The sequence below is a fragment of the uncultured Helicobacter sp. genome (assembly GCF_949282165.1).
GTDB lineage: Bacteria > Campylobacterota > Campylobacteria > Campylobacterales > Helicobacteraceae > Helicobacter_F.
In genome coordinates, this window is record NZ_CASDOV010000028.1 from 1 (window position 1) to 10,598 (window position 10,598).

Below are 10,598 nucleotides of genomic sequence, written 5' to 3' on the forward strand. Positions count from 1 at the left end.
CTAGAATCTCTGTTTTAGATTCTAAGTTTCTTAGACTCGCATTCTCACGAATATTTTCTAATTTTTTAGAATCTTGTGTTTTATGCGAGAAGGGGTGAGCGAGGCTTAAAATGTGCAGGTATGGGCGAGTGGCTTTGCCACGCGCGCGAAGTCGCTCCCGATTTGGGCGGGCGGGTAAGAACTCTTTAGCCTCCCCTCACCCCGACGACGCTTTTTGCAGGTGCTCCGCACGGGATATTTTATTTGATTTTTGCTGTGCAAAAATGGCAGAATCTAAAGATTGAGAATCTTTAGATTCTGCTTCGGCTCGTGCTTGCGCACGCACTATTTTTTATATTTGGCAAAGCCTCGCTAGGATTTTTTGGCGTTGTGGATTCTGTAAGCTGCTTAGATTCTGAAAAGCTAGATTCTAAGCCTTCCTTAGATTCTGAATCTACTTGAGACTCCACGCTTGGCTTGCCCGGGCATTCTAAGATTTGAGATGAGAAATCGGGGTTGTGCAGATTGGAGGCAAGGGAGTTACCTAGAGGGTAATGACCGCTGCCGACAATCAAACTCCCCGATTTATCGCTCAAAGCTGAATGCCCCAATACAGAATCTAAAAGCTCACACACCAACTCATCCATCCCCCGCATTGCTATCCCCTCACTCCCACCCTGCGGGACAAACAGCACGCGCTCGCCATACCGCGCTCGCTGCTGCGCAAACACCTCGCGCGCGAGAGTTTCTAACTCCGCTACCCTGCTCCCAGCGGGGGCAAACACAAAGCGCACATTGTGCTCTAGCCCAAAGGCGAAGTTCCCCATAGGATTCTCGCGCAAAAACCTCGGGGGTTGGGGCGTGATATACACAAATTCCTTGCCGCGCGCGCTTGTGAGTGCTGCTAAAACCTGCATTGCGTTGGATTGGTTGCCCCCAAAGCTCACAAAAACCTCGTGTTGTGAATCTAAGAGGCTCAAAAACTTGCGCGCCTTGTTGGCATTAAAGCCCGCGATACCAAAATCTAGCAAATCATCGCGCTTGATAACTATCTCTTTGCCACAAAGTGTGATACGCCCCATCGCTCTCCGTTTTGTTTTTCTTTTGTTTTTGCTTGGTATGTTGGCTAATTTACCAAAAAAGAGCTTTGTGCGCACAAAATTTAAAGCTTTATGCGCTACAATTTGGGGCTTGGAAACAACCACCGCAATGCCACAAAGCCAAAGCCTATGGGGTTAGAGGCATTAGCGAAAGCACACAACCCACACAAAGGATTACTATGCTATGCAAGATTCTCACACTCCCCATACGCGCACTGCGCAGGATTTGGCGGCTTTGCGCACCTTGTATCAAGCGCACGAGCAAGCCCACTAATTGGCACAATCTCCGGAGTTTTGAGCCCATATCGCGCGTCTTTGGCTTTGATAGAGGCACGCCCATAGATAGAATCTACCAAGAAGACTTTTTGCGCACCTATGCCGCGCACATACAAGGCGTGGTGTGTGAGATCGCTGAAGATACCTATACCAAAAAATTTGGACACGATATCACGCAATCCCACATCCTGCACTACACGGCGGATAACAAAAAAGCCACGATTGTGGGGGATTTGACAAAGTTTGAGAATCTGCCTCAAGGGATTTTAAACTGCTTTATCTGCACGGTTACGCTGAACTTCATCTACGACTACAAAAAGGCTATTAGAGGGATTTATAATATGCTAATGGGGGGGGGGGGCAGCACTGGTCACCGTAGCTGGGATCGTGCAAGTCTCTCGGCACGATTATGACAACTGGGGAGATTATTGGCGGTTTATGGAAATGGGGATTAAGCGGGATTTTGAGGAAGTCTTTGGCGTGGGAAATGTAGAGAGCGTAGTGTATGGCAATCTCTTAGCACTGATGGCGGAGTTTCAGGGCATAGCCGCAGAGGAGCTCACCCGTGAGGAGATTATGCACAAAGATTTAGAATACCCCATCATCATAGGCATCTTTGCCAAAAAACCAAACTAAAGGAGATAAATGCGACAAACACTGCGCAGCACGCTAAAACAATACATCATTGAGCGACTTTGGCGATTAGAATCTAATAGGCGAGTTTTTGAGGGCAATGCCGCGATTTTAATGCTCCACAGGATCGCGCCCATAGATTCAGCCAAGCTCCCTATCAATGAAGCCCTCAAAGTCTCGCCCGAGTTTTTGCAATCCTTTATCACGGAGGCAAAGGAAAGGGGCTATAGCTTTGTCAGTCTCGATGAGCTCGCACACAACCTCACAGAATCTAAGCCTTTTAGCAAGCTACTATGTATCACGATTGATGATGGTTACAAGGACAATCTCACCTATGGCTATCCTATCTTTGATACGCACCGCGTGCCCTTTTGTATCTATGTCTGCACCTCGTTTCCAGAATCTAGCCACAATATGTGGTGGTTTGGCTTAGAGGATTATCTTTTAGCTAATAAGGGGGGGGGGCAATGCACAGATTCAGCGCATAGACAATGCACAGAATCTAGCGAGCTAGAGCACTTAGAGGAGCTCTTCCTCTCTCTGCGCGCACAGATTATCCAAAATTCTACGAGTTATACAGATTCTTTACACATTTGCCAAAAGCTCGGTATCGCTTACAATCCCCGCACATACGATCTTCTCGCACTGAGCTGGGAGGATATAGCCTATATCGCCAAAAACCCACTCGCCACCATCGGCAACCACACGCACACACACCCTATCTTTAATCGCCTCACACCCCAAGAAATCAGCGATGATATAGCACAAGCCCAAAGGCTTTTTAAAGCCCATAATCTCGCGCCTAGGCATTTTGCCTATCCCTTTGGCGGCAGGATTGAGGTGGATTCTCGCTATTTTGCTATCCCGCGAGAGCTTGGCTTTGTGAGTGCTACCACCACGCGCGCGGGGAGTATCTATCCCGCACACAGAGAGTTTTTGCACGCCCTGCCGCGCTTTATGCTCACAGACACTTTTACCCTGCGGCATATTTATCGCCCTAGACGACGCAAAGTCGTTGTATCTTAAACACAAAGGAGTTATGATGATAGACATAGACTTAAACAAGCTCGAGCTAGATTCAAAGGACAGAGTAGCCCTGCAGACACTGCTAGATTCACAAGATCCAAAGATTAGCGATGATGTGGAGCAGATGTGGTATCTGCTCAATAAAGTCTGGGAGGAAATGGGCTGTGATAACAAAAAGCTTGATTGGGACAAAATCGGGGCGTATTACGCGCATCCGGTGTGGATACTCAATGGGCTTTTCACACAATACGACAAGCTAAGCTTTAGTATCCGAGAATCTATCGCGCGCTATGTGGCTAGCAAGGGATTTGAGAAAATCTGCGATTATGGCGGTGGGTTTGGCACGCTCGCTGGGGAGATTGCCAGAGTCTGCCCAAATGCACAAATTGAGATCTATGAGCCATTCCCAAGCGTGTATGGCAAAAAATATATCCAAAACTTTGCAAATATTAGGTTTGTGGATAGGCTAGAATCTGGGCGGTATGACTGCCTCGTAAGCACCGATGTGCTAGAGCATGTCGATGATCCGATGGCGACCTTTGGGGAGATGTTAGAATCACTAAAGCCCGGTGGCGAGGCACTCATAGGCAATTGCTTTTATCCCGTGATAGAATGCCACTTGCCCAAAAACTTCCATTTTCGCTACACCTTTGACTTCCTCGCGAGATTTTTTGGGCTAAGAAAACTTGGGAAAATAGAGGGTGCGGAATATGTGCAAATCTTTGCAAAAACAAGTAGGGCTTCTAAAATCCTAATTGGGGGGGGGGGCAGCACTGAGCAAAGCTATCTACCCATTTATCCTAGCCCTAGAGCCGCTGCGTCCGCTTGCTAGAATCGCCAAAAGAGCGATCCTAAAACACAGGAAGTGCTAGCATACCGCTCACAACTAGGGCGTTCAAAATATCCACAAAAAACGCACCAACCAAAGGCACGATGATAAACGCCATATGGCTTATGCCATAGTGGTGCGTAACTGCCTGCATATTTACCATAGCCGTGGGAGTAGCACCTAGCCCAAAGCCGCAATGCCCAGCAGAGAGCACGCACGCATCATAATCCCTCCCACAGAATCTAAAAGTAACAAACACCGCATACAAAACCATCACAACCACTTGCGCCACCAAAATCACAACCATCGGCAGTGCCAAGGACATGAGATCAAGGATGTTGATATTCATAAGCGCAAAGGCTAAGAAAAGTGCCAAGCTCACATTGCCCAAAACGCCCATCTCTCTATCAAACACATAATGGATACGGCTTGCAGCGAGGAGATTGCGCAGTGCCGCTCCGATAAAGAGACACCACACAAAAGTAGGGATAGTCAGGGGCGAGCCGCGTAGTGCGTCTGCGATGAGCGTGCCACAAAGCAGGCAAATGGCAATAAGCGCGAGGGATTCTACAAACGAAGTGGCGGTAATGAGCCGCACCTTTTTGGGCTCTTCAAAGATGTTTTCGCGCATATCTTCAAAGTCCTTATTGTGCGCTTTGGGATCGAGTTTGTGGCGTTTCATCAGATAATGCGCCACGGGACCGCCTATGATGCCCCCAGCGATCAGCCCAAAAGTCGCACAAGCCATAGCCACGCCATCGGCGATCGTGAAGTGATACGGAGAGGCTTTAAACACCTCTGCCCACGCAGCTCCGGTGCCGTGCCCTCCGCTCATCGTGATAGAGCCTCCCAAAAGCCCTATGAGCGGATTTACGCCCATCAGCTCGGCAAGGAGGACGCCCACGACATTTTGGGTAACCAAAAGCCCCAGCACCACGAGCAAAAACACGATGAGAATCTTCCCACCTTTTTTGAGCGAGGCAAAATCCGCACTCAAGCCAATGCTCGCATAAAATGCTAAGAGCAGTGGCTCTTGCAGCGACGCATCAAAGCTAATCTTAAAGCCAAAATAATGCGCCAAAATAAAAAGCCCAATCGCCACGATCACCCCACCCACCACTGGTTCTGGGATATTGTAATAGGACAAAAACCCGATTTTAGAGACGATAAACCGCCCAAGGAGCAGGACAATCACCAACGACACCAAAGTGGCATAAAAGTTAAATTCCATAACGCCAATCCTCGCAATACTTGAAAATATAAGGAGCAAAGTATAGCCAAAATCCTCTAAATACTTTGGATTCTGTGATGAATTTAGAATCTGTAAGGTATTTAGATTCCAAATCTGCTTTGAGATTCTCTGTGTTGGGGATTGTGTAGATTGCTAGATTCTGAAAAGTTAGATTCTCTATTTTGTTTTTGTGAATCTTAGAATCTGTGGAACTAGATTCTAAAACTTGCTCTTATGCTCGCCCTAGCGCAAAAGCCCCTTTAGCCAACGCAGGTGTGAATCTCTATAAATGCCAAGCATATAAATAGCCCCAATAGCTAGCGCGCAGCCTATGAGCGTGCGCACATCGGGGGTTTCATCAAGCATAAAAAATGACAGCACAAGCGCAAAGACGGGCACAAGCAGCAAGAAACTCCCGCCTTTATGCACGCCTAGCACCTCTATGCCTTTGTAAAAAATGCTTGTCGCCACCACTACAGAGAGCACACTCACGACCAAAAAGCAAGCCCAAAATACAGAATCTGCCTCCGCTAAACTCGCCCCTATCCCCTCTCCTAGCACGAGATAGGGCACAAAAAGCAATGCGCTCACAAAAGAAACATAGCAATTAAACTGCAAGGGGTGCAAAAGCGCCCTTTTGCTCGTCAGTGTTACCAATGTCCAAGCAAACGCAGCACCGACAAAAAAGAGATTGAAAGGATTGAGCAGTGAGGAAAAATCCTCGATATGGAGCAAAAAAATCCCGGATATGAGCCCAAGAATTAGCCCGAGCTTCTCGCGCGCACTCACATACACGCCGCCAAAAAGCATACTAAGCAATGAGCCAAAAATGGGCGAAAGCGTCGTGGTGATCACCCCCGCGCGCCCCGCGTCGCCAAAGGCGAGTCCTTGGAAAAAGAGCAGGGAATACAGGGCATTGCACACTCCCGCGACGCACACGAGGACAAATTGCGCTCTAGAGAGCCTAAAAGAAATCCTAAAAACTATCATCAAAGGCAGGATACACGCCCACACTAGCGAAAAACGCATAAGCGCGATAAGATAGGGGTGGGCTTGGTGGGTAAGGATCTTTGAGCAGGGCCAAGATAACGCCCAAAGCAGCATAGCAAAAAACATCGCTAATGTATAAAATCGCTCCGTGCGCTCCACGCGCCCTCCTTTGGTATTTTGCGCGATTTGCAGCACTCTTAAAGCCCTAAAGACTTGCGCCCTTAAGCCTTTAGCTGCGTGCGCTCTCCTTTAGAATCTTCAAGCTGCGCGCTGACATTCTCTAGGTAAAACACCACAAAGTCTGGATTATTCACATCTGTATAGATTTGCTTCACAACAGGGTATTTGGCAAACATCGCCTCCTTAGCATCGAGATGCTGGGCTACTCTAGCCTCCCCGCGCAGACGCAAAAAGCTCCCATCTTGCGCGCACGCACAATACTCTATGCCCGGATGGCTTTGGATATGTTTGTAGAAGTTTTTGGTGCTCGCAGTGGCGAAGTAGATTCTGTCATTGTGATAGAGGATACTCTGCACAGGGCGCACTCGTGGATTGCCACAAGTGCCCTTAGTGCTCAAAAAGCCCAATCCACAACTATCGATAAACGCCACGACTTGGGCTAAGGTGCGCATACTACTTCACCGCACCAAGTGCCGCGTCGTAGTTTGGCTCATTAGTTATCTCGCTCACGACTTCTTTATGCACGATTTTGCCACTTGGATCCACCACAAACACCGCGCGTGTGAGCAACCCCGCTAGTGGAGAATCCGCTAGCACCACGCCATAAGCCTCTCCAAATGCCTTAGCCCTAAAATCACTCAACGCCACGACTTTGTCAATCCCCTCTGTGCTGCAAAATCTCCCCTGTGCAAAAGGCAAATCAAGCGAGATGACAAACACCTCGGTATTGGGCAGGCTCGCGGCTTTTTGGTTAAATTTGCGTGTCTGTGTAGCGCACACGCCGGTATCCAGTGAGGGCACGACATTGATGATTTGGTATTTACCACTTGCTCCGCCCACGCTTTTTGCACTCAAATCCCCCGCGACAAGCTCGACTTTGGGCGCGCTATCGCCCACATTGACTTCTTTACCTTTTAGTGTGGCAGCATTGCCATGAAATGTAACAGACATTTTCTCTCCTTAAAATTTATTATTTGGAAGTAGCCTTAAGTAAAACCTTGCTACAATCCAAGCCTTAGATTTTATAAAGGGATTTTAATTGAATCGTAAATCATACCTGCTTGATACTTCCGTGATTTTAGACGACATACAAAACATCGTGTATCTCTACCAAGACGGGGCAAACACCCTCTACCTCTCTGACACTATCATCGATGAGCTTGATAAGAAAAAGGAATTGATGAATGAAATGGGGTATTTTGTGCGCGAGTTTTTTCGCAATCTCTACACGCCCGAGGATTCTAACACTGCTATAGAATCTAAGCAATCTAAACCTTTAGATTCTAGCCAAAGCACCCTAAGCACGCACAGCGATAATGAAAATACAGAATCTAGCACTAGCATTCATAAGCCTCTAGGCTCAAATGAGGTTTTGGATTCTAAAAAATCCCCTGTATGTGCGCGCAGCGTAAGCATAGAGGATTTACTCCTCGCAAGCGGCAAGCAATTTTCACAGAGTGAAAATACAGAATCTAGTTCGGTGTATAGAAAAGGTATTAGCCCAAGTGGCGTGCCTGACGCGCTGACACCAAGCGACACTTTAGATTCTAAAAAATCCTCTGTATGTTCGCGCAGCGGAGCGAGCGAGGATTTACTCCTCGCAAGCGGCAAGCAATTTTCACAAAGTGAAAATTGCAATAAACATAACGACTACATCAGACAAATCTATTTTTTGCACAACTCCCGCCATATCCCCATCACGCTCATTTATCGCCCGCATTATGACATACCCTATGAGGAGCGCAGCCTCAATGACACCAAAATCATCGCGATTGCCAAAGACTACAATCTCACGCTTCTAACCAACGACATCTCGCTAAAAATCCGCGCCCTCACGCAAAATCTAAACGCCCAATCACTCTTTAGAAACCGCGTAGAAAATCCCGAAAAAATAGACTTTTGGCAAACATTTGAGATTCACAAAGATGAGAATCTAAGCGCGCTAGAATCTAGCGAGGCATTTAGTAGGCTAAAAAATTGGAGCTTGCTAGAGCTCATCGAGCTTGATAATACCGATAGTTCAATGTATCGCACGGGCAAAAAAAGCTTTGGCTTTAAAATCAATGGAAAATGCGAGATAGCCAACCTCGATGAGATGATTCAGGACAACAAGCCCTACATCACGCCCGCAAACTTGGAGCAAAAAATGCTCTATGCGATGCTGCTACACCCCAAAAATCTCATCAGTATCGTTACAGGAGCCACCGGCAGCGGCAAGACGCTCATCGCGCTGCAAGCGGGGCTAACCCTGCTCAAAAACGGCAGTGTGGAGGGTATCATCTACCTGCGCAACACCGTCACAGCCACCGACAAAGAAGCCGAGCTAGGATTCCGCAAAGGCGATGAGAGCCAAAAGCTAAGCTATTTTATGTATCCACTCTATAGCGCGATAAATTGTATGATTGACAAGCTCCAGCAGGGCTCGCTGGCTAAGCGCATAGAATACCGCGGCGAAGTCAAAAGTATCGAAAAGATGGAAGCCACCGAGTATTTTTTGCAAAAGCACAAGATCGAAGTGCTAGACATCGCCCACGCGCGCGGCATTACCATTGCTAATAAATTCATCATCTTTGATGAAGTCCAAAACGCCTCAAACGCGACGATTAAGCTCATCGGCACGAGGGTTGGCGAGGGAAGTAGGATCGTGTTTTTGGGGGATTGGGCGCAGATAGATCACCCATATCTTAGCAAATTCCGCAATGGCGCGCTAAGCCTGCTCCAAAAAGCCGTAAGCGATGATATGATAGCCGCTATGCAGCTACGCCAAACCATACGCAGCGACATCGCGCGGTGGTTTGGAGATTTTGAGTAACTCTAGCCAATCGCCTTTGTTTTGTGCGCTAAGATCCCTGCGAGATTGAGTGCGAGCGCCACGCACAGCACGAGGATAATCCCATATGTGTAGCTCCCGGAGTGATCGTATAAAAATCCTATGATAAAAGGACCGCTAGCAGCTATGAGGTAGCCAAAGCCCTGCGCCATAGCTGAAAGCTTCGTAGCCACGGCTACCGAGTCACTTTTTTGGGAGATAAAGAGCAGCGCGAGCCCAAACACCCCGCCCATAGGTATCCCAATACACACGATAGCCACATACATCGCCCATTCACCCTCCCCAAAGAGCACGCACGCATACCCCACCACATACAAGCTACACAAAAACGCCATATAGAGGCTTTTGTGCTTCTCGCGCAGCACCCCTAATAGCAGCGGACCAAAAAACGCCACGGGCACGCACACAAACTGCGAATACAGCAAAATCTTAGCACCATATTCTAGCCCATAGCCCTTGTGTGCGATGATGGCGGGCAGCCACGCAAAGGTGCTATATGCCAAAAACCCCTGCAAACCAAAGAAAATCGTGATTTTCCACGCGCTCACCTCACGCATAAGGCTTTTTGCGTATTTTTTGCGCACTTTGGTGCGTGAGATTCTGTGGTTGCGTATCTCTGGGAGGTAGAGCAGGAGGGCGAGGGTGCTAAAGATGAGCCAAAACGCCAAGGCGTGCGGCACGCCAATGCTATGGGCGAGCGGCAGGGCGAGCCATATGCCAAGCACGGAGGAGAAATTGAGCACAAACGAATACAGCGCCATCATCGCCGTGGTTTTTTTGGGAAACTTCTTTTTGACAAAGCCCGGCAGCAGCACATTTGCCACCGCTATCCCCGCACCGATAAACGCCGTGCCTACAAACAATCCCCCAATACCTCCATAACTACGCACAACCTCGCCCAGCGCGATAGCACAAAGCGCGCTAAAGAGAATTTTGATATTAGAAAAATACGATACGATAAACGAAATGCTCCCAAACGCCACGATAGGAATCGCGCTCAAAAGCCCAAAGGTAGCCGATGAGATGCCATAATGCTCCTTGATACTCTCCACCATAGGACCTAGCGCGTTGATGGGCGCGCGGAGATTGAGCGAAATCGCCACGAGTATGGCTAAGCTTAGCCAAAAATACCATCTTTTAGACATTATGCCCTCCTATTTAATGCAAGTTTTGCTAGGGCAAAACTTGTTATCGCTCGTGGGGAATAAATCCCCACTTCGCTCCGCTGCGCGTTCATACACTGCATTTTTAGAATCTAAATCGCGTCTTAGTGCCGCCACCTCATCAACGCGACTTGAGCTAACACCTTTTCTATAAACCGAGCTAGATTCTATCAGAATGCGTTAGAGAATCTAAGAAACTCAGCAGAATCTAAAGATTCTAAATCTTTAGATTCTGCCATTTTTGCAGAGCAAAAATCAAATAAGATATGTAGCGCGTCAGCGCATACCGACACTCGCCCGCTTCGTGGTGTGCAATCGTTGGAGCAAGGAGGCAGTAGTGCCTCCGCAACGATTGCGCTAG

The 10,598-nt window shown here is 48.0% G+C and carries 13 protein-coding genes; 5 read left to right on the plus strand and 8 right to left on the minus strand.

The window, feature by feature from the left end; translation table 11 throughout:
• Positions 1-290: 290 nt before the first annotated feature.
• Complete coding sequence (locus tag ACH2BK_RS09525; protein ID WP_395003648.1) at positions 291-1,061, minus strand: hypothetical protein; 771 nt, start codon at positions 1,059-1,061, stop codon at positions 291-293.
• A 197-nt stretch (positions 1,062-1,258) separates the two neighbouring features.
• On the opposite strand from ACH2BK_RS09525, the gene ACH2BK_RS09530 reads away from it, so the two are divergent.
• From ACH2BK_RS09530 to ACH2BK_RS09545, 4 genes are read left to right on the plus strand one after another with little or no spacing between them, the layout of a single operon-like run.
• Positions 1,259-1,768, plus strand: coding sequence for a hypothetical protein (locus ACH2BK_RS09530; protein WP_395003650.1), 510 nt, complete (start codon positions 1,259-1,261; stop codon positions 1,766-1,768).
• Positions 1,743-1,991, plus strand: a complete 249-nt coding sequence (locus ACH2BK_RS09535; RefSeq protein WP_395003653.1) for a hypothetical protein — start codon at positions 1,743-1,745, stop codon at positions 1,989-1,991. The genes ACH2BK_RS09530 and ACH2BK_RS09535 overlap by 26 nt, the downstream gene beginning before the upstream one ends.
• 9 nt (positions 1,992-2,000) lie before the next feature.
• Positions 2,001-3,014: a polysaccharide deacetylase family protein gene (locus ACH2BK_RS09540; RefSeq protein WP_395003656.1), complete on the plus strand. Its 1,014-nt coding sequence runs from the start codon at positions 2,001-2,003 to the stop codon at positions 3,012-3,014.
• Positions 3,015-3,030: 16 nt separating this feature from the next.
• Positions 3,031-3,846 carry a class I SAM-dependent methyltransferase gene (locus ACH2BK_RS09545; protein ID WP_395003659.1) on the plus strand — a complete coding sequence of 272 codons (816 nt, stop codon included), beginning with the start codon at positions 3,031-3,033 and terminating at the stop codon, positions 3,844-3,846.
• A 19-nt stretch (positions 3,847-3,865) separates the two neighbouring features.
• Here ACH2BK_RS09545 and gltS read toward each other — a convergent pair whose 3' ends face one another.
• The 4 genes from gltS to tpx all read right to left on the minus strand — a co-directional run bounded on the left by gltS (position 3,866) and on the right by tpx (position 7,195).
• Complete coding sequence (gltS, locus tag ACH2BK_RS09550; RefSeq protein WP_395003663.1) at positions 3,866-5,074, minus strand: sodium/glutamate symporter; 1,209 nt, start codon at positions 5,072-5,074, stop codon at positions 3,866-3,868.
• A 243-nt stretch (positions 5,075-5,317) separates the two neighbouring features.
• Positions 5,318-6,259: a DMT family transporter gene (locus ACH2BK_RS09555; RefSeq protein WP_395003665.1), complete on the minus strand. Its 942-nt coding sequence runs from the start codon at positions 6,257-6,259 to the stop codon at positions 5,318-5,320.
• Between the two features lie 26 nt (positions 6,260-6,285).
• Positions 6,286-6,696, minus strand: a complete 411-nt coding sequence (locus ACH2BK_RS09560) for a pyridoxamine 5'-phosphate oxidase family protein (protein WP_394994770.1) — start codon at positions 6,694-6,696, stop codon at positions 6,286-6,288.
• A 1-nt stretch (position 6,697) separates the two neighbouring features.
• Positions 6,698-7,195 carry a thiol peroxidase gene (tpx, locus tag ACH2BK_RS09565; protein ID WP_395003667.1) on the minus strand — a complete coding sequence of 166 codons (498 nt, stop codon included), beginning with the start codon at positions 7,193-7,195 and terminating at the stop codon, positions 6,698-6,700.
• A gap of 88 nt (positions 7,196-7,283) precedes the next feature.
• Here tpx and ACH2BK_RS09570 point away from each other — a divergent pair, with 88 nt between their 5' ends.
• Positions 7,284-9,056 (plus strand): PhoH family protein, encoded by a 1,773-nt coding sequence (locus tag ACH2BK_RS09570; protein WP_395003672.1) that lies wholly within the window; start codon positions 7,284-7,286, stop codon positions 9,054-9,056.
• 2 nt (positions 9,057-9,058) lie between these two features.
• On the opposite strand, the gene ACH2BK_RS09575 is transcribed toward ACH2BK_RS09570, so the two are convergent.
• The 3 genes from ACH2BK_RS09575 to ACH2BK_RS09585 form a co-directional block, all read right to left on the minus strand.
• Complete coding sequence (locus ACH2BK_RS09575; RefSeq protein WP_395003676.1) at positions 9,059-10,219, minus strand: MFS transporter; 1,161 nt, start codon at positions 10,217-10,219, stop codon at positions 9,059-9,061.
• 9 nt (positions 10,220-10,228) lie between these two features.
• A complete protein-coding gene (locus ACH2BK_RS09580; RefSeq protein ID WP_395003679.1) occupies positions 10,229-10,354 on the minus strand; it encodes a hypothetical protein in 126 nt (41 codons plus the stop codon).
• A gap of 53 nt (positions 10,355-10,407) precedes the next feature.
• The coding region (locus ACH2BK_RS09585; protein ID WP_395003681.1) for a hypothetical protein at positions 10,408-10,598 on the minus strand (191 nt) is incomplete at its 5' end.